The sequence below is a fragment of the Staphylococcus sp. GDY8P72P genome, assembly GCF_016890655.1.
GTDB classification, from domain to species: Bacteria; Bacillota; Bacilli; order Staphylococcales; family Staphylococcaceae; genus Staphylococcus; species Staphylococcus arlettae.
Genome location: NZ_JAFEQJ010000012.1, coordinates 1 through 20882 on the forward strand (window position 1 = coordinate 1; position 20882 = coordinate 20882).

Sequence of the window (20882 nt, forward strand, 5' to 3'; positions counted from 1 at the left end):
CTTTCGTTGAATTCATTTAAAATGAATCATACGGAGGTGTTTTTTCTATGAAAATAATGTCTTATTCAATAGAAACAAAATATAAAACGATTGAAATGAAAGAAGCTGGATATACTGTAAAAGAAATTATGGAAGCATTAAATATCAAAAATAGCACACAGGTAAAAACTTGGTGGCGATGGTATCGAAATGGTGAAACTTATAGATTTTATCAACAAAGAGGCAAGCAATATACTTACGGCAAAGGCGTGAAAGAATTATCAGAAGTAGAACAATTAAAGTTAGATAATAAGAAAAAAGATATTGAAATAGATATTTTAAAAAAGTACAAGGAGTTAGAAAGGAAGTGGTATCCAAAGTAATTGTAGAATTAGTTGATCAATTCAAGCATAAGTATTCAATCAAAATGATACTCGATGTTTTAGAAATACCTCAATCGACATACTATAGATGGAAACATAAGGACAAGGAAAAAGATAAAGTGACTCAAAAGGTTATTGAATTATGTGAAGAAAATAATTTCACCTACGGTTATCGCAAAATTACAGCATTGATTAATCAATTGTATTCAGCGTCAATTAATCATAAAAGAGTTCAGAGAATCATGCGAGAGTATAATCTGAACTGCCGAGTTAGACCTAAAAAATCTAAAAAAATTGGTGAACCTTATTATAAAACAGATAATTTATTACAAAGACAGTTTAAAGCTAACCAACCAATGGAAGTATTAACAACTGATATTACTTATTTACCTTTCGGTAACTCTATGTTGTATTTATCTTCAATTATGGATGTTTATAACGGAGAAATTGTGGCGTATAAAATAGATAACAAACAGGGNNAGGCATTATCAGAAGTATGTCTCGAAAGGGAACACCAGCTGATAACGCCCCGATAGAAAGTTTCCATTCCTCGCTAAAATGTGAAACTTTCTACATAAACAATGAGCTCAATAGCTCTAACCAAATTGTAATAGATATTGTCGAAAATTACATTAAAAACTATAATAATAATCGAATTCAACAAAAACTAGGCTACTTATCCCCTAGAAAATATAGGGAATTAGCAGCCTAGAACATAGTGTTTTTATTAAGTTCTCATTCTAAGGGTTCAGCGCCTGCTTAAGCGTAGGGTTGTTTTTTATTATACAGCACTATAATGTTCAGCGATAAAGTGTTCTAATCGACGCATGCCTTCTTTTAAAACTTCTAAGTCATATGCATAAGATATTCGAACATGTCCTTTACCATAATCAGTAAATGATGATCCAGGTACAATGGCTAAATGAGCTTCTTCTAATAATTGGACGCAAAATTCAAAGTCATTGTCTGTAAACTTGCGAATACTAGGAAAAATATAAAATGCTCCTTCGGGTTGAGCATCTAATTCAAAACCAAGTGATTCTAATTTTTGAACTAAATAATTTTTACGTTCAATATAAGCTTCGTTCATATATTGAGGCGCCTCTAAACCTTCGTTTAAAGCAGCTATACAAGCGACTTGTGCAGGTACATTTGCACAAATGCAATTATAGGCATGCATGAACGTCAGTTTTTCAATTAAATATTCAGGACCAATTAAAAAGCCAATCCGAATGCCAGTAGCAGAATGTGATTTACTTAGACCACCAATTAATAACAGTTGATCACGAATGCTGTCAAATTGTGCAAATGATGTATGCGTACCATTAAACGTATTTTCCGCATAAATTTCATCACTGATAATAAATAACTCATGTTGCTGTAAAGTCGTTACTAACGCTTCGACTTCGTTAAAAGTTAAAGTGACGCCAGTAGGATTGGTAGGGTAGTTAAGTAATATTGCCTTCGTTTTAGCTGTGATATGTTGTTCAATCGCTTCAGGTGTAATTTTGTAGTTGCTGTGAGTTGTGTCTATATAAACGGGTTTGCCACCTAACGTTTCAATTAAAGGTATATAGCCAGCATAAATGGGTCCAGGAATTAATATTTCATCCCCAATGTTTATAATACTTCTTAATGATGTATCTAACGCTTCACTCGCACCATTTGTAATAATAATTTCTTCTTCAGAGTATTGGAAATTATATTTATGATAAAAATATTGGCTTACAGCACGTCGTGTCTCTATTAAACCTTTGTTATGAGAATAGCTTGTCATATCTTCATTGATCGCGTTAATATACGCATCTTTTACGACTTGTGGCATATTAAAATCAGGTTGACCTATAGTTAAATTGACACAGTCCTCTATATCTTTCATCCGATTAGAAAACTGTCTAATACTAGGTGCTCTTAAATACTGTGCGCGATCGTTTAATGAAAGTTTCATTTTTTTCACCTCAAAATAAAATACCGAATTGTAATTTGATAATAGTTATGTATAATTTGAATATTTCAAATTATTTCTATCATAACATATTTTCTAAGACTACAATTCGGTAAAATATTAACCTTTAAAATTAGAAGGCTTCTCTAAATTAATTACTGGATTTGTCCATTTTGCAACTTTGTATGAAGACAATAGATAGACAATAATACATGTTACAACAATTAAATAAATATAGGTTAAGAAGGACGTAGGATCTTTAAATGGGTAAATTTTGAAACCTCTAATAATCCCAATAAACAATCCATGTAATAAATACACTTGCAATGTCCTAGTTCCAATATAGGTAAAAATCCTTTTCTTTTCTGGTACCAAATTTAAAAAAGAAAACATTGTTATTAATATCGTGAAATATAAAAACAACCTTTTAAGTGGACTGTACAAACCTTCTTCATCTTCTAAAGAAGTATAAGGCGAACTGCCTAACAACCAATCGGAATTAATAGGATGAAGGGTATAGCCTATGTAAAAGACAATCAACACTAAAATTGATAGTGGGATGAACTTTTTGTTTCTTAATACTTGTGTATGTTCTTTTTTAAATAAATAGCCTAGATAGAATATTGGGAAGAAAATAATAGTTCTGGAAAAACTTAAATAATTACCAATATCATCTGAAAAACCAGCAAATAATGCAATTATAATTGCAATAGGTAAAACAAAATATGGTTTATAATTTTTAACTAACACTAAAATGATATGGAAAAAGAAAAGTGTTAATAAAAACCATAATGCAAATACTGGATCAAAAGGATCGAGTGTGACATTATCTTCTTTACCTGTAAAATAATAATATAAAGAGAAGAATGCAAAAAATATAAAATAAGGAACAAGTAACTTTTTAGAAACCTTTTCTAAATATCCTGGTTGACCAGCTTTTTTAGCAAAATAGCCTGATATGAATAAAAAACAAGGCATATGAAAGCTATAAATAGTTAGATAGAGAGACGTTAAAAAAGTATCTGATTCAGTATAAGGTTGTAATAAATGGCCAAATACAACTAAAAAAATTAACAATGCACGTGCATTGTCGAAAAAGAAGTCTCTTTCTTTAATTTGTGTCATGATTCTTCTCCTTTAGTAAAAGCTCGCTATTTATAATTTATTATAAATTGGATACGAAATGCAACAATTATGTCATGAATGTAGATTATTATTGAGCATTTGATAGAATATCTTTATAATTAAAACTATTAAAAATAGTATAGAATAAATATTATATAGTGGAGATGGTCAACTATGTATAGACAACTAGAAAAATTAATCACACATACGAGTAACGAGTTGAATTTAGTAAGTAGGCATTTGAGTCAACGTACAGAATTATCACCAGATCATATTGATTTACTTTCCATTTTATTTGATTACTCAAAGCTGTCGCAATACGATTTAACTATGAAACTTAATAAAGAACAATCAATTGTTTCTAGGTGGATCAAAAAATTATGCAAATTAGGTTATATTATGAGTATACAAAATAAAACAGATTTACGTTGTAAAGATTTAATTATTACAGAAAAATCAAAGTTATTAATTCAGCAAATTAACGACAGTAGGGTAGCATTAATTGAAGCAAGATGCCAAAGTTTATCACAAGAAGATATTTTATTATTTCAAATGTTATTGTTAAAGCTATCTAGTTTAGAACAATACAAACAAAATGGTCCTAGATTATAATAATTGCAAAAAGCATGAGCATTGTACTATTTTTAACAGTTATCTCAGATTCAAACATGGTCATAATTAATAAATAAAACAGGTGGAAGTTAATTAACTTCCATCTGTTTCACTTTGTTGACAGTTTTTTGTGCACGCTTTCCGTGGGACTGCCTCAGCCTGTAGTCTTCGGCTCGTGCTTTTCCCGCAGTAGCTGTCTCAAAATAGTGTCAATATTAAACTAAAATTATTAGTGTTGTTTATGAACTTGTCGAAAACAAATTTTGTCTTAATAATGGCAGATTACTTATAGTCTCAGTTATTTTATTAAAATTATTATTTATTCAAAACCTATTTGGCATCAAATTAATGAGACAAACAATTAAAGAAATAGAAATAAATATAATTTAACTTTGCTTTAAGATTTAAAGATACTGTAAAAACGCAATATCAATTAAGCAGTGAAACAGTAGCAAAAAGCCTGAGTGGCACAAAAACACTGTTATTTAATAAAATTAACTAATAACTATAATAATAATCGAATTCAACAAAAACTAGGCTACTTATCCCCTAGAAAATATAGGGAATTAGCAGCCTAGAACATAGTGTTTTTATTAAGTTCTCATTCTAAGGGTTCAGCGCCTCTATCACCTAAAGTTTGTCTACGTTATTAGTATTTACTTTATTTTGTGTAAGTGTTTACGTCAAAATATTTGCCGACTTCACCCATAGTGTCATAGAAGTTTTTAATACGAGTTGCATTTTTTTCTGCCCATGAAATATCAGTGGCATATTGATGATCGCCTGGATTTTCTGGGTTCCAACGCATTTTATATAATGTGTTTTGACCTTGGTTGATATATGAGTTAGCAATGAATTTAGCACCACCGACAATGGCTTTCTTAACTGTATCCCAACCTTCTTCTTTGGCACGTGTAAATCCTTGTTTGACAGCGTCATGATCTACAGCACCAATGCCAAACATATTATAATATTTGTTTGGTCCATCAGTTGTAACTTCATCATCAACAACGTCACCGCCATTTGCAAGCTCAGAAGTTCCGTTTCCAGTTTCAAGTAACGCATGTGATACTAAATATACTTCGTTGATATTGTAAATTTTAGCAGCTTCACTAAACGCTTCACCTTGACCTTCTAAGATGCCTTTACCATCAAGTAATTCATTTATACGGTTCGCATCAATATTTTGTGATTTGTCTAGACGTAAAAATTGATATTTTTGTGTCTCATCATTGGCAATACGGCTAGAATCCATAGCATATTTGATTTCACCTAGATTTGCATCTTCCCATTCACCTGGTGTGTGTTGTACTTGAGGTTTGAATTTAAGATTATATTGAGCTAAAGCAGCTTCATCTAAAGTTTGGCCTGTGCTGTAATACTTAATAAGCTCTTTACGTAAATCAGTTTCCTTAATCCATACCATTTCGCCATTAGCTAATTTACCGTAGTACCAAGTAACACCATCAATTACTAATTTTTTATAGCTTGTAAAAATGCCTTCATTGTAATCACTTAATGAGCCACTTGCTTTACCGTATGGATCGTTATAGTAATAACCGTCTTTGTTGTAAATAACATAATCATAGCGACTCTCAACTGCATCATCTGAAGCATTAGTATTATCATCTTTATTACTTGCTTCATTAGTAGCAGTAGGGTGGTGTTTTGCATTTAAGTCGTTAGCAGCTATCCAACCAGTTTTATTATTGACAATACCATAAACATATTCGTCTTTATCTACATGTAACGATTTAGATGCTTTAAAATCATTTTGTTGTAAATTATTTAAATCATCTAATTTTTGAGCTTTTGAGCCCCACGGAACAGCATATAGACCATTATTTGTTGGTTTAACTGTGTAATTGCCACTTTTTGCTGCAGATTGGCTTAAATTACGTGTATTAATATCTTTTGAATTTACCCAGCCAATAGGCGTATTGTCTTTATTATTTTGAATTAAGACATACGTATTATCACCTTGAGTACGTTGTTTACCAACTGTAAATGTTTTATTAGCATATTTTGTACTATTTAATGCTGTATTACCATTTACAGATGTTTTAATTTCAGGCTTTTCTGTAGTAAATTGACCCAGTTGTTTAACATTTTTAGTTGCTGTTTGTGTCGCAGTATTTTGCGTATTTGTGTTGGCTGTTCTTGGTGTTGTTTCTTTAGTTGCTTCTGTTGTTGCTTCTTTAGTTGCACTTTGCTGTACTACAATATCACCAGTTTGCATCCAACCGAGATTATCTTTTGATTTTTGATCAGTAATTAAATAGAATGATTTATCACCATAATCTGCTTTTTTAGTTAGGTCGTATGTTGTGCCATTAACATATGATTTTTGAACACCTTGTTTGTCATATACAGAAGTGTACACACCATTGTTATTTTCCTTCACAGTACCACGTGTATTTTCTAATTCACTTACTGTTAACTTGTCAGTTGTAGTATTTTCATCTTGTTTGACTGTGATGTCACCAGTCTGCATCCAACCGATACTATCTTTTGATTTTTGATCAGCGATTAAATAGAATGATTTATCACCTAATTTAGCTTCTTTCGTTAAATCATAAGTTGTGCCATTGACGTATGATTTTTGAACACCTTTTTCGTCATATACAGAAGTGTATACACCATTGTTATTTTCTTTCACAGTACCTTGCTTATCTGTTAATTCATTTACTGTTAATTCGTCATTAGTAGAAGGTGTTTCTGTATCGTTAGTATTATCATCGTCCTCACTTGTATCGCCTGAATCGCTTGAACCACTTTCTCCCCAATCAGCTACTTGACCAGTTTGAATGAGATACTTTTCATTGATTAAGTCGTAAAGTTCATCATAGCTATAATTATTGCGAGCTAAGTAATCATGTGGATCGGTATGATCTGTTCCACCTAAATAGTTACTAACTGCTTTATGTGTCCATACAGTACCTTGACCATCATATTCAGCACTGTCAGGTGATAAGCCGTAATAACGTAGATTTGTTGCTGCGTAATCAGCGTAATTGTTCATTGAACGTGCGAAATCTTCTGGTGTATGCGTGTGAACTAATTCTACTTGGATATATCTTTCATTGGCTACTGGACCACCGCCCCAAGATAAGTAGTCTGTATTTGCAGTTTCGATAATGCGGTCACCATCGACATAAGCATGAACAAAGGCGTTATTATAATTATTTTTCATATAATTAATTTCGCCTTCAATAGTTGAATTATCATTTGCTGTATCATGTAAGACGATACCTTCAGGAGCACCATTACGATAATCATATTGTGGTAAATAATCAGCTATATCTGATTCATAATTTGGTGCAGTGAAATTTTGTTCTCTAATATAATCATTTACGCTTGAATCTACAGTAGGTTGGTATTTAGGTAAGTCACCAGCCTCACGTTTCACAGTAGTATTATTATCATCTGATGTAGAAGTTGCAGCAAAACTACGCATTTTTGGTGCTGATTCTAAACGCATTGTTCTAGGTTCTACCTGTTGTTCGTTTGTAGCTTCCGTAGTCAATGTATTGTTTTCAACATCGTCGTTTGCAGTTTCTGTAGTTAATGTATTACTTTCAACATCATTGTTTACCGATTCATTAGTAGCTGTAGTTTTATCAGTATCATCTTGGACACTGCGATTTTGAGTAGCAGTTACTACTGGTGTTTGATCATCTTGTGGTAAGTCTTCAGAGGATTGACCATCTGTTACTGATGTTTCATCTGAATTTTGTGCTTGTACGTCACTAACATTAGTCGTTTCATTTTGAGCTGTTGCGTCATTATCGGCTTTATCTTGTTGTGCTTTATCAGTCGTATTATCTTTAGCTTGCTCGTCGGCTTGAGTATTAACATCATACTTAACGTCAGAGCCAGTAGTTGATGTAATATCATCTTGTTGACTAGCTTCAGCTGAACTGTTTTGATCTTGAGCACTAACTTGTGCGTCATTGTCATCAGAAGTAGCATCATCTTGTAGTGCTTTCTCAGTCATATTATCTTTAGCTTGGTCGTCAGCTTGAGCATTAACATCATACTTAGCGTCAGAGTCAGCATTTGAAGCAGCAGCATCTTGTTGACTAGCTTCAGCTGAACTGTTTTGATCTTGAGCACTAGCTTGTGCGTCACTGTTATCAGAAGTAGCAGTGTCTTGTAGTGCTTTCTCAGTCATATTATCTTTAGCTTGGTCGTCAGCTTGAGCATTAACATCATACTTAGCGTCAGAGTCAGTATTTGAAGCAGCATCATCTTGTTGACTAGCTTCAGCTGAACTGTTTTGATCTTGAGCACTAGCTTGATAGTCATATTGAGTATCAGTTGATTGTGCACTGTTCGCTGATGAAACATCCTTATCAGTATTCGCTGTATCTGTGTTGTCAACTTGTTGCTCTGTAGTTGCTTCATTATTTTGTGCCGAATCTTCATTTGTTAACTCGTCTAATTTGGCATCGTAAGTGGAAGTTGCTTCATTTTGAGTTTCTTCTACAACAGATGGGTCTTTATAAGCTTGTGTTCCCGAAACGTTTGTCGTAGGGTTACTTACTTCTGACTTTGTCTGCTCAACTTGTTTAACTGTGCTATTGTCATCTAAAACATTTTTATTTGTAGTTTGATCCTGTGTTTTCTCAGAAGCTTGAGCGTGATGTGTAGTTAAAGCTGTTCCTGCAAGTGTCAGAGCAATAATAGAAGGTGCTTTATAATTAAACTTTTTCTTTTGCATGAAACTACTCCTTTATGTATAAATTTGTTTTCATTATAATACGTCAAAAGTCTTAGAGGGTCATTTTTCATTAATTTGTAATATAATAGTAATGTGCAATAATATTGTAAACTTCTATGAAACCGCGTAATTACAATAGATTTATGTTAATTACATATAATAAATATTACAATGGTTGCATAGAATAGTAATAATAATTAGTATTGCGCTATTATATTGATTTGACCATTTTGACATGTTTTATTTCTTCCTCATAAAAAATGTCTCCGACACTGTTATACCCCAAAGATGAGTAAAATAACTTCGCGTGTAGTTGCGCATTTAAAATAAGTTTTGTGTAACCTTGTTGTGCGGCTGATTTTTCGACGAATTGCATTAATTTTTTTCCATAACCAGATTTTCTAAATGCAGGATGAATGGCTACTCTTTCGATTTTTACACCTTGTTCATATTGTCTGAAGCGTGCAGTAGCAAAAGGCTGTTGATTGTCATTATAGCCAATAATATGTGTTGCAATTGCGTCATAATCATCTAATTCATTTTCGACTGGTACGCCTTGTTCTTTTACAAAAACTTCCTTTCTAATATCAAAAGCATCTTGTTTTTCTGCTTCTGTTGTTACTATTTTGAACATAGTATCCCTCATTTCTTATAAATAAAACCCTATCAAAGCTAAACTAAGATAGGGTAGTAATCATACATTTATTGTGCTTCTTTACGTACTATAGCACTATATTGCCAAAATATACGCATTTGTGCAATGTTCCAATTATTCATGCCCATAGTAAAACCAGAAGGTTTAAACAGATTAACGTCTGTAACTTCTAAAGCTGCTGCTATTAGATATTGAATAGGGACACTGATTTGTTTCATTGTTTCAGTTATACCGTTTTGGTCATAGACCCAAGTGAAAGGTAATTCAGATTCGAATACATCCACTTTATCAAATATTTCAGGTAAAGCAACAATGTAACAAGCACCATCGACAACAGGATTTGCATCACTCTCTTTATAATAGAGGCGTAAAGCTTCATAATTTTCTCTATGCGCATGATTAACATAAAAGAATTCATTTCTAAACAATGCCATATCTTTACTATGAATAATCTGTTGTTCTAACATATTAAACATCCCATTGATGTGGGCCAGTTTATCATATGTTTTGCGTGACATATTATGTGCTCCTTTCTTTAATACTGACCAGTAGGCATTTGGTTTGATTGGTTCGTATCAGCGGAAGGTGCCATTTGATCATTATTTTGCATTTGATTTGATTGGTTATTCCCATTTTGTTGCATATTTGGCTCCATATTTTGCGCACCGTTTTGCTGCATATTTGGATTTGGGTTTTGCGCATCGTTTTGCTGCGTATTTGGATCTGTGTTTTGTGTATCATTTTGTTGTTGATTTGAATTTGACTCATTGTTTGATTCATCCTCACTTTGAGATGAATCTTTTTGATTCTTCCTTAACAAGCTTTGATCTATTTCAGTTTGTGGTATGAGTGTACCATAAAAATCAGTCACTCGTTGATTTAAAAACTTGTCTGCGTCATTAATTTTAGGTAAATTTAAATCTTTTCTCAACAAATTCGATGTCTTCATAATGCTTTTTATATCTGGATTATAGTAATAGATATTGTTTAAGTAATCATCTTCACCTTTAAGTTGTGTTGTTTTGATGTCTAAATCACTTTTTAAGTATGTTGTAGCTAAAGATTTAACTTCCTTCGAGCTTAAATTATGTTTTGAATTGTTGCCGACGATTTTAATAACGTCATCAAGTTTGCTGAAAGAATTTTTCTTTTGGGCTTTGGCAATAAGTAGTTTTATTAATTCCATTTGTCTTTGACCACGTTTTAAATCGGAGTCATTGTGACGTGTACGTGCAACAGCTAATGCTTCATCACCATTTAATTTTTGATAACCTTTTTTAACTTTAATTTTACCTGTATCGTCAGTATTTGGTTCATTTAAATTATATGGTACGTCATAGTAAATACCATCAAGTTCATTGACTGCATCAACAAAAGCCTCCATATTAATACGTACGTAATAGTCTACAGGCACATTTAAAGTGCCTTCAACAGCGTCCATAGAGGCAATCGGACCACCAAAAGCATGAGCATGTGTAATTTTATCGTAATATCCTACTTTTGGAATATAACTAATTGTATCACGTGGGATACTTAACATTCTTAGTTGTTGAGTATCTGGATTTAAAGTTGAAAAAATCATGGCATCCGTACGAGATTTGGATGCGCTTTGGCCATTTTTTTTACGTTGTTCATTCTCATCGATACCTAAAAATAAAATCGATACTGGATCTTTTGAAGGGTTAATTTTGGTATCTCGTAAATTGGATTTACGGTTCGAGTCACTTCCATTAAATGAATCGTCAATTGCGCCTTGAGAGGCTTTAAATAACATAATAGTATAAATAACTGGAATAACGACAAGTCCTAATGAAAGTAGAATCAAAAGGTATTTAAAAAGTTTATTCATTATTTTTCTCCCACTTTATTTTATAATTTGTACAAATATAGATGTTAATAAAAAATGTTGTGATTGTAAATTGTATTAAAAAAATGTAAATATTAAAATGTACTATAAGGTAATATTTTATTACTTTGAGAGAAAAATATCAACTATGTTTCATTAAAGTGTGCGCATTGCATAGTGAAATATGATCATTACTTGAGCACCATTGACTATACTTTTTTCATGAATTTCAGCTATAATTAATATGTGTAACGTCATTACTCATTCGCTAAAACTTTGGTAGGAATTTTTAGCTATACTGTTTAATGTTTTCAGTAGTGTGGAAAGTAGATATATATTCAAAGGAAGTTAAAATATAAACGCGGCGCAGGAGGAATTATACTAATGAAACAACAATGGATTGAGAAGTTAGATGAAAGTTTAGTAAAACCATTTTATGAAACGCAATCGGAAGAGGAAGTTGAATATGGTTTTAATAGTACACTATCATTTGGAACTGCAGGCATCAGGAGTACATTTGGTATAGGTCCAGGAAAATTGAATGCTTTTACTGTACGTAAAGTAGCACTAGGGCTAGCACAATTCTTGACTGCACAACATGCAACACCATCAGTGGTTATTCATTTTGATACTCGATATTTGTCAAAAGAATTTTCTGAAGAAATGGCAGGTATTTTAGCAGCTAATGGTGTACAAGTCATATTGGCAGCGAGTTATAAGTCTACACCTGAATTATCATTTGCAGTTAGACATTTAAATGCTACTGCCGGTGTTATGATAACAGCTAGTCATAATCCTAAAAATTATAATGGCATTAAGGTTTATAATGATGCCGGAGGACAATTATTACCTGAGGAATCGACAACATTGAGTAGTTATATAGATGCTATTGATAAGCCGCTAGAGCTAACTAAACCAGATTTTTCAGAACTTAAAGCAAATCAAAAGATACAGTATTTAGATGATACAGTAACTGAAAGTTATATTGAAGCTGTCACAAAGTTGATAGATAAAATAGAATATAATAATGAAAAAGTAGTATTAACAAGTTTACATGGTACAAGTTTACCTATTTTAGAAAATATTTTGACTGGATTAGACTATACAAATTACGTTATTGAAAAAGAACAATCGCAACCAGATGGCGGATTTCCGACTGTAAAAAGTGCCAATCCCGAAGAAGTTGAGGCTTTCGAAAGGGGAATTAGCTTAGCACAAGAAAGCAATGCAAATTTAGTTATTGCTACTGATCCTGACGCTGACCGACTGGGCATTGTTGAAGTTTATGAAGATGGTTCATACCGTTATTTTAATGGTAATGAGATAGGTTTAATGTTAATGAAATTAAGATTTCAAGATCTCGCTGATTTAAATCAACCATTATATATAGTTAAATCAATTGTCACGAGTGAATTAGCTGAAAGACTAGGACAGTTACTCGATGTCGAAATTAATAATGTGTTAACTGGTTTTAAATACATTTCAGAATTATTGGAAGAAAAAGATGCGGAAGAAGAAAAATTATTGCTAGCCTTTGAAGAGAGTCATGGTTATTTAGCTGAATCTATTTCTCGTGATAAAGATGCTATTCAAATTGTGCCATTAATTATTAAATATAAAAATTTATTAGCACAAAATGGACTTACATTTAACAATGTAATTAATGATATTTATCAAAATATTGGAAAATTCAAAGATAAGACAGTGGCATTAAGTTATGAGGGTGCAGCAGGGGTTAACAAAATCAATGCTATTATGGATCAATTTAGAACAGATACAACTTTACCAACTGAGATGTGCGGATTAACAGTTAAACGTGTTGAAGATTATCAACAAGGTATAGTAACAAATATAACGGAACAGTCGGTACAAAGCCTGTCTTTACCTAAAACAAATTTACTAAGATTTATTTTTGATGAAGGTTTTATTGCGCTGAGACCGTCAGGTACAGAACCTAAAATTAAACTTTATTTCTCTTTAAATGTCGACAACATTACAGCAATTGAGGATCAATTTATAGCTAAATATGTAGATTGATAGTACAAAGTTACAAGGAAGGTAAAAGAAAATAAAACAACATAAACTACTTATTGGATTAACAACTTTTGTGATGTTGGTAGTATTAACTTTGGGAGGTACTTATCTATATAAGTACCTTTTCAATGAAGCTACAAAGAAAACAATACCGACCAACAGCCATAACACCACTAGAAAAACAAATAAAGTAGTGCGTATGAACACGACAATGGATACAACTAATAAAGTGTATACACAAATTAATGACTATTTAGAATCAGTAAACTTCAATGGCACCATTACGATTATGCAAGAGGGAGAGTTAAAATTAAATAAAGGTTATGGTATGAAAAATTTTGATACATTACAACCTAATGACGCTAATACGATGTATTTAATCGGGTCAAGTCAAAAATTTTTAACAGGGCTAATGTTAAAACAGTTAGCTATTGCAAAGCAAATTAATATGGAGGCTTCGCTGACACAATATATACCATGGTTTCAAACCATTTATCCATTAAACAGCAATGATTTAATGTTACATCAAAGTGGTTTGTTTAAATATCAGCCCTCTGAACATGTTACGTCAATTCAAGAAGCTACACAGGCAATACAACGTAGAGGTATTAATCCTAAACTCTATAAAAAGCCACAATACAATGATGGTAATTATATTGTATTAGCACATTTGATTGAGGTGATTACTCACCAATCATACGAACAAGCATTTAAACAAATGATAATGCAACCAAATGATTTAAAATTTACAGCTTTTTACAATGATCATAATTTAGCACACAATATGGCAATCGGATATAAACAAGTTAATCAAAAACCAGTGAAACAACAACCGCGCTTTCTAAACCAATATTATGGTGCAGGTAATTTATTTATGGCTCCATATGATATGGCGCAGCTCATTTTAAATTTACAACACAATAAAATATTTTCTGCTGTTGAAACATTACCATTTATTAAAGAAAGTATGACTTCTCGATATCCTAAAGCATATAGATTTGGTTATTATAGTTTCCCTGATAAAAATCGCATCAATGGCGGTTTTTATGGCCAAGTGTTTACAGTATATTTTAACGATCGCTATATCATTGTCATGGGTACAAATTATGAACAACCCCATTTGACTAATGAGTCAATGTTAAAACATATTTTTAAGCATTACTTAAAACAGGAAAATCACAATTATAATAAAACAGGAAAGACATACTAAAAGGCTGGAATAATGTTATTCCAGCCTTAAAATATTATCTGAATGAGCAGATACCATTATGAGATTGTGTGAGTTTTACTTACAATATGTTAAAGCGTCAAAGAAGATTTTTTCGAAAATGTCTGTTTCAATCCCCATAACGACAGTGCAATTAGGATATGCAGATTTTAAATCTGTAACAGTAGCCCCTCTAGTTAATTCCCCAGTTGTTTCGATATCTACGCGAGCTTCTACAATTTGAAAAAGTTCAGGATGTAATAAATATAAAATGGTATATGCATCATAAATGTTAATACCATATTCAAAATCATCTCCACGATAATGTGAAAATAATTGATGCAACATACGTCCTGTATCATTTAAACTTTTCAGTTTCTCTAATTTGGCATGTATTAAAGTCGAACTACGTGCTACATCTAAACCGACCATCGTCAAAGGTAATCCTGAATTAAACACAATATGAGCAGCTTCAGGGTCGCAATAAATATTAAATTCTGCTAATGGTGTGACATTGCCACGGCCGGCACTGCCTCCCATTAAAATAATTTCTTTAATCTGTGTTTTCACTTCGGGATATGTAGTTAATAACAAAGCAATGTTGGTTAATGGTCCAATCGGAATGAGTGTGATGGGTTCTTTACTATTGATAAGTAGGTCATACATTGCTGCAACTGCATTATGAGAAGACAATGTTGATGCGTCTACTTCTTGGAACTCGTAACCATCCATTCCAGATTCGCCGTGGACACTACTGGCACTGAATATGTCAGACAGTAAAGGATGTGATGCACCTCGATGTACGGGAACATTACTATTAAAAAATTGTGTAAGTTTCAATGCATTTGCTGTTGTTTTTTCAATGCCTACATTCCCATTTACAGTGGTCAACATTTTAACATCCAAATCAGGATGATTTAGGGCAATACTGATAGCTGCTGCATCATCAATGCCAGGGTCAGTATCTATAATAATAGGGTGCTTCATAATTAAACCTCCGTTCCAAATTTAAACCTATTACCATTATAATAGGGACTAACGTAAAATTACTAATACAAGCCATTACAATAATGGCAATTGCTCATAATCATAGGGGAGACAAGTAATAATTAAATAAAAAAAAGACTTCTCCGAAGAGAAGTCTTTTTTGACACTTATAAGTGACTTGAATGTCCACCTTGCATTACCCAGTAAGTACCAATAACAGTAATTAAAGTGATAATAATCGCGAAGATTACTTTGAAACCTTGAAGATTACCGTCTTTACCTTCAGTTAAATGCATGAACATTAGTAACTGCACTGCTGCTTGAATAAAAGCAAAGCCAAATATAATTGTAATCTTTGCATTTAAAGTCATTGATGTGTAAAGTGTCACGAAAACTGCTAATATGGTCAAAACGATTGAGGCGATAAAGCCTACTGTATGCTTAACTATTGTATTCATCCACTAAACACCATCCCTATCATATATACGGCAGTAAAGATGAAGATCCATACAACATCTAAGAAGTGCCAGTATAAACTAACTATAAATAATTTAGGTGCATTATCTTCATTTAAGCCACGCATACCTATTTGAATTAATAAACAAATAATCCAGACGATACCTAGTGAAACGTGGGCACCGTGCGTACCTAATAAAATAAAGAAACTTGACCAATAAGAACCGATTGTAGGATTAACACCTTCATGTGCATAGTGTGCGAACTCATAAATTTCAAAACCTACGAAGATTGCACCTAGCAATACAGTGATAATCATCCAAATCATCATTAATTTTTGTTTCTCTTTTCTCATATAGTAAATGGCAATACCACAAGTATATGAGCTGATTAATAACGCAAAAGTCATTATTAATACTAATGGTAATTCAAACAATTCAGTAGTCATTTTACCAGCGTAGTCGCCACCATATTGCAATGTTAATAACGCTGCAAATAACGTACCAAAAAGTGAAAATTCAGCTGTAAGGAAAATCCAAAAGCCAAGTTTATTTAAATTACCTTCATGCGAACGTGCATCAATTGTATTTACATCATGACTCATGACTTACAGCCTCCCTTTCTTTTTTACGTGCTTCACGTAGTCTAGCTTCTGTTTCTTCTACTTCAGAAACAGGAATATGATAACCGTGATCGATTTGGAAACTTCTATAAATCATAGTACCGAAGATACCGATTAAACATAAAATCGCTGGTAATATTGTTTCAAAGACTAAGAAGAATCCACCAATTGTAAAGAAGATACCCATCCAGAAACCAACAGGTGTATTGTTTGGCATATGGATTTCTGAGTAATTATGGTTGTCTAAATAATGGCGACCATGTTCTTTCATGTTTACAAATGTGTCGTAGTCATTCCAATCTGGAGTGATTGCAAAGTTATATTTAGGAGGCATAGCAGAAGCTGTAGCCCATTCTAAAGTACGACCTAAACCATTCCAGTTATCACCAGTTGCTTCTCTTGGAGAAGTGAAGTGACTGTAAACAATACTTACTACTAAGAAAGCGAAACCAATTGCCATAAGTACTGCACCGATAGTTGAGATTAAGTTTAACATCCACCAACCATCTTCTGGCATATAAGTGTATAAACGACGTGGCATACCATCTAAACCAAGTACGAATTGTGGTAAGAAACATACGTTAAAGCCAATCATAAAGAACCAGAAACACCATTTATTTAATGTTTCGTTCAATTTATAACCAACCATCTTAGGATACCAGAATATCAGTGCACCGAGACAGGCGAACACAACACCAGCAACTAACGTATAGTGGAAGTGTGCCACTAAGAAATACGTATTGTGATATTGGTAGTCAGCAGCGGCCATCGCTAACATGACACCAGTAACTCCTCCTAATAAGAAGTTAGGAATAAACGCTAGGGCGAATAACATCGGTGATTCAAATGTAATTCGACCTTGATACAATGTGAACAACCAGTTAAATAATTTAACCCCGGTCGGTATACCAATCAACATCGTTGTGATTGAGAAGAATGAGTTGATTAAGGCACCATTACCCATTGTGAAGAAATGGTGAACCCAAACTAAGAAACTTAAGAATGCAATACCTGCTGTTGCCCAAACCATACTTTGATGTCCAAATAATCGTTTACGTGCAAAAGTAGGTATAATTTCTGAATAAATACCGAATGCTGGCAAAATAACAATATATACCTCAGGGTGCCCCCATACCCAGAAGAAGTTTGCCCAAAGCATTGGCATACCACCATCCGCAACTGTGAAGAATGCCGTGTCAAAGATTCTATCAGTTGTGAATAGCGCTAACGCAACTGTTAGTACAGGGAATGCCAAAATTACAATAAGAGCTGTGATAAATGTAGTCACAGTGAACATAGGCATTTCCATAAATTTCATTGTAGGTGTTTTACATCTCAGGATAGTAACGAAGAAGTTAATACCTGTCATTAATGTACCAATACCTGAAATTTGAATTGCAATTAAGTAATAATTGACGCCTGGACCTGGACTAAATTCTCCAGCTAACGGTGCGTAGTTTGTCCAACCTGCTGCAGGTGATCCACCTACGATAAATGAAAGGTTGAATAACAACATACCTGAGAAGAATAGCCAAAAACTTACGTTGTTAAGAATAGGGAATGCAACATCACGTGCACCGATTTGTAACGGTACAATCACATTCCATAATCCAAAAATGAAAGGCATTGCCATGAAAATAATCATGATTACGCCGTGTGTACTAAAGATTTCGTTATAGTGGTTTGATTCCAAGAATTTGTTATCTGGAATTGCTAATTGAGTACGCATTAATAACGCATCGATACCACCACGAATAAACATTAATACGGCACAGATTAAGTACATCGCACCAATCTTTTTATGGTCGATAGATGTGAACCATTCTCTATATAGATATTTCCACAATTTAAAATATGTGATTACTGCAATTACACCGATAACCATGAATGGGGCACCGATTTGTGCCATTGTTATCATCCAGTTACCTTGTACCAGTAATTGATCCCATGGAAAATTCATTAATGTCCACCTCCATGTTCCTGATCATTTTTCTCTAGCTCAGAAGCTTTATTATCTTTACTTCCTTCGTTGAGTTTTTCCATTTCATCCATATTATGAGATTCTTCTTCCTTGAACTCATTATTATATGGTTCGTCGTTGCCTAAGATCATGGCTTTCATTCCATGACGCTCATAGTTTGCATTTGAGATTTGTGGTTTACGTTTTGGTTGATCCGGTTCATCTAAAATATCTTTCTTACGTTCTTCTTCAGTATTGAAGTTTGGATCTTTTTGAACGTAATTATAGCGATCGTAAGCATAGAAGATATACTCAGGATCAGCTGCTGGATCGACAAATGCCATATGAGTACCACTGAAAGTAAGTTCTTTGTTTTCAGTAGTAGGTAAAAGTTGCTTATCAAAAGTATCTTGATCTAATACTTTTTTACTTTGAGCATCTTTAACCCAATCCTTGAAGTCTGATTGGCTTACAGAATGAACATCAAATACTTGACGTGCGAAACCTTCACCATTGAAGTTTGAGTTACGTCCACGGAACGTACCTGTTTCACTTGCAGTCATTGTCCAATCCATTGTCATGCCAGTCATTGCATATTTCTGACCACCAAGTTGTGGAATCCAGAAACTTGTCATCATATCCATTGATTGAAGTTTGAAGACAACAGGACGATCTTTCGGAATAGTTAAATGATTAACTGTTTCGATTTTTTCTTCAGGATAACTGAAGAACCATTTGTAACCGGCACTAGTTGCATAAATAACTATTGGGTCATCCTTTTTCTCTGGTTTTGCTTCATATTGATAAAGCGATTTGACCGTTGGAATTGCTAATGCAATAACAATGATGACTGGAATAACGAACCAAATAAACTCTATTAATGAATTGTGATGCATTTTTCCTGACTCATCATTATTTCTTAAGCGGTATTTAAATAAGAAATAAGCGAACATGATGAGTACTACCGCCATAATAACAAGCATGAAGATGATTGAATAGATAATCAAGAACTTCGAATCACTTGCCATTGGCCCTTTTGGGTTTAAAACTTCTACGTTTGAACAACCACTAAGTAAAATTAGTGAGCCAAAGAGTAGAAGCAAAGACTTAAATTTTGACACTTTTTTGACCTCCTAATACTACAATTGTAGGGCTTAACATCAATTTTAAGATATTACGCGATATTTACAAGTGTTTGTAGCAAAAAAAAAATTGTAAAATTAAAACAACCCCAACAGAAACAACGTCTGGTGGGGGTTGAAAGATTTATTAAAATTATGTGTACATTTTGTGAAAAGTGTCATAATTAGACATATTTAAAAAATATAGTGGTCAATAGTGATAACTGTTATCAATTAGGGGTGGTTAAACATAGTTATGTATATTATTTTACTTCAATGTAACGTGTTGATTTATCTACTGCTCCATTAGAATCTTCTACTTGATATTCAATTTTGTACTTTCCTGATTTATTTGTATCTACATGTCCGTTTACAGTAATTTTGTCTGTAAGATCACCATCTTCTTTATCATAAGCACGAATACCTTTTAACACATTGTAGTCGTTACCTTTTTCGACAATTGTGTCCGTTGCACCTTTGATTTCAGGAATAGTATTTTCAGTTGCTTCTGCACTTAAATTAGGTGTCACTAGTGTGGCTGACACTCCTATAGCTGATAAAGATTGTAATAATTTATTCATAACGCTACCTCCGTATGAAAATAAGTTGTTGCAAGTTAAACATAATATAACGCAGTTACTCGTTTTGAACATCGTACTATAGTCCTAATATAGCGAAAAATTTTAAATTTAACTGTAAGTTAACGTTAAAATTTAGTAAATATGAAAACATAACAATGGTATTTTATTAGCTGTGACATGTGCAATTAAGTGATTTTTGAAGTTAATATACATATCAATAGTAAAAATAATTAAAATGTGAAGGGCGGGGGTTATATTAAATATCATTTGTGCAATATAATAGTAAAAAGCAGAATTTAAGTAGTTGTTTCTGTTAAACGTATTGAAAAAACTAAGAGGACATTAATTTTGTTTCAGAGTGTCAACAAACTATCGACTTTGTTGGCAGTTTTTTGTGCACGCTTTCCGCGGGCACTGCCTCAGCTTGTAGTCTTCGGCGAGTGCAATTACCGAAGGGTTGGCACTATTCACTGCCAATAATATAATGTGAAAAATACCCCATAGATAAAAATAAACAAGCCTTAGGAGAACTATGAACTGACCCCAATTAGTGGGAATAAAATAAAAACACTTTCGTTGAATTCATTTAAAATGAATCATACGGAGGTGTTTTTTCTATGAAAACAATGTCTTATTCAATAGAAAC

The 20882-nt window shown here is 33.0% G+C and carries 15 protein-coding genes and 1 pseudogene; 4 read left to right on the top strand and 12 right to left on the bottom strand.

Translation table 11 applies throughout. The features are described 5' to 3' along the window. Nucleotides 1–47 precede the first annotated feature (47 nt). Nucleotides 48–1074 (top strand): annotated as a pseudogene (locus JVU85_RS06355) (IS3 family transposase). A 69-nt stretch (nt 1075–1143) separates the two neighbouring features. On the opposite strand, the gene JVU85_RS06360 reads toward JVU85_RS06355, so the two are convergent. Together JVU85_RS06360 and JVU85_RS06365 are read right to left on the bottom strand one after the other, a co-directional pair. Then, complete coding sequence (locus tag JVU85_RS06360; RefSeq protein ID WP_021459254.1) at nt 1144–2310, bottom strand: aminotransferase class I/II-fold pyridoxal phosphate-dependent enzyme; 1167 nt, start codon at nt 2308–2310, stop codon at nt 1144–1146. A gap of 117 nt (nt 2311–2427) precedes the next feature. After that, nucleotides 2428–3432: an acyltransferase family protein gene (locus tag JVU85_RS06365; protein ID WP_002510122.1), complete on the bottom strand. Its 1005-nt coding sequence runs from the start codon at nt 3430–3432 to the stop codon at nt 2428–2430. Nucleotides 3433–3606: 174 nt separating this feature from the next. On the opposite strand from JVU85_RS06365, the gene JVU85_RS06370 reads away from it, so the two are divergent. Beyond that, nucleotides 3607–4044 carry a MarR family transcriptional regulator gene (locus tag JVU85_RS06370; protein WP_002510121.1) on the top strand — a complete coding sequence of 146 codons (438 nt, stop codon included), beginning with the start codon at nt 3607–3609 and terminating at the stop codon, nt 4042–4044. Between the two features lie 661 nt (nt 4045–4705). On the opposite strand, the gene JVU85_RS06375 is transcribed toward JVU85_RS06370, so the two are convergent. The 4 genes from JVU85_RS06375 to JVU85_RS06390 all read right to left on the bottom strand — a co-directional run bounded on the left by JVU85_RS06375 (nt 4706) and on the right by JVU85_RS06390 (nt 11271). After that, complete coding sequence (locus JVU85_RS06375) at nt 4706–8767, bottom strand: glucosaminidase domain-containing protein (RefSeq protein WP_021459253.1); 4062 nt, start codon at nt 8765–8767, stop codon at nt 4706–4708. A gap of 211 nt (nt 8768–8978) precedes the next feature. Continuing rightward, nucleotides 8979–9401 carry a GNAT family N-acetyltransferase gene (locus JVU85_RS06380; RefSeq protein WP_021459252.1) on the bottom strand — a complete coding sequence of 141 codons (423 nt, stop codon included), beginning with the start codon at nt 9399–9401 and terminating at the stop codon, nt 8979–8981. 68 nt (nt 9402–9469) lie between these two features. Next, nucleotides 9470–9940 (bottom strand): DUF2538 family protein, encoded by a 471-nt coding sequence (locus tag JVU85_RS06385; protein WP_021459251.1) that lies wholly within the window; start codon nt 9938–9940, stop codon nt 9470–9472. Nucleotides 9941–9957: 17 nt separating this feature from the next. Beyond that, the gene (locus tag JVU85_RS06390; protein ID WP_002510117.1) at nt 9958–11271 is read right to left on the bottom strand and encodes an LCP family protein; all 1314 of its coding nucleotides are present in this window, start codon (nt 11269–11271) and stop codon (nt 9958–9960) included. A gap of 381 nt (nt 11272–11652) precedes the next feature. Here JVU85_RS06390 and JVU85_RS06395 point away from each other — a divergent pair, with 381 nt between their 5' ends. Together JVU85_RS06395 and JVU85_RS06400 are read left to right on the top strand one after the other, a co-directional pair. Next, nucleotides 11653–13305 (top strand): phospho-sugar mutase, encoded by a 1653-nt coding sequence (locus tag JVU85_RS06395; protein ID WP_002510116.1) that lies wholly within the window; start codon nt 11653–11655, stop codon nt 13303–13305. A gap of 73 nt (nt 13306–13378) precedes the next feature. After that, complete coding sequence (locus JVU85_RS06400; RefSeq protein ID WP_100218112.1) at nt 13379–14512, top strand: serine hydrolase domain-containing protein; 1134 nt, start codon at nt 13379–13381, stop codon at nt 14510–14512. A 75-nt stretch (nt 14513–14587) separates the two neighbouring features. Here JVU85_RS06400 and rihC read toward each other — a convergent pair whose 3' ends face one another. The 6 genes from rihC to JVU85_RS06430 all read right to left on the bottom strand — a co-directional run bounded on the left by rihC (nt 14588) and on the right by JVU85_RS06430 (nt 20236). Further along, on the bottom strand, nt 14588–15496 hold the full coding sequence (gene rihC / locus JVU85_RS06405) for a ribonucleoside hydrolase RihC (RefSeq protein ID WP_002510114.1): 909 nt from the start codon (nt 15494–15496) through the stop codon (nt 14588–14590). A gap of 167 nt (nt 15497–15663) precedes the next feature. Continuing rightward, nucleotides 15664–15954, bottom strand: a complete 291-nt coding sequence (gene qoxD / locus JVU85_RS06410) for a cytochrome aa3 quinol oxidase subunit IV (RefSeq protein ID WP_021459248.1) — start codon at nt 15952–15954, stop codon at nt 15664–15666. Next, nucleotides 15951–16556, bottom strand: coding sequence for a cytochrome aa3 quinol oxidase subunit III (gene qoxC, locus JVU85_RS06415; protein WP_002510112.1), 606 nt, complete (start codon nt 16554–16556; stop codon nt 15951–15953). The genes qoxD and qoxC overlap by 4 nt, the downstream gene beginning before the upstream one ends. Beyond that, nucleotides 16546–18534, bottom strand: coding sequence for a cytochrome aa3 quinol oxidase subunit I (qoxB, locus tag JVU85_RS06420; RefSeq protein WP_204172176.1), 1989 nt, complete (start codon nt 18532–18534; stop codon nt 16546–16548). Before qoxB ends, qoxC begins: the two co-directional genes overlap by 11 nt. Further along, complete coding sequence (gene qoxA, locus JVU85_RS06425) at nt 18534–19655, bottom strand: cytochrome aa3 quinol oxidase subunit II (RefSeq protein ID WP_142019728.1); 1122 nt, start codon at nt 19653–19655, stop codon at nt 18534–18536. Before qoxA ends, qoxB begins: the two co-directional genes overlap by 1 nt. 263 nt (nt 19656–19918) lie before the next feature. After that, nucleotides 19919–20236, bottom strand: coding sequence for an immunoglobulin-like domain-containing protein (locus tag JVU85_RS06430; protein WP_002510109.1), 318 nt, complete (start codon nt 20234–20236; stop codon nt 19919–19921). Between the last annotated feature and the right edge of the window lie 646 nt (nt 20237–20882).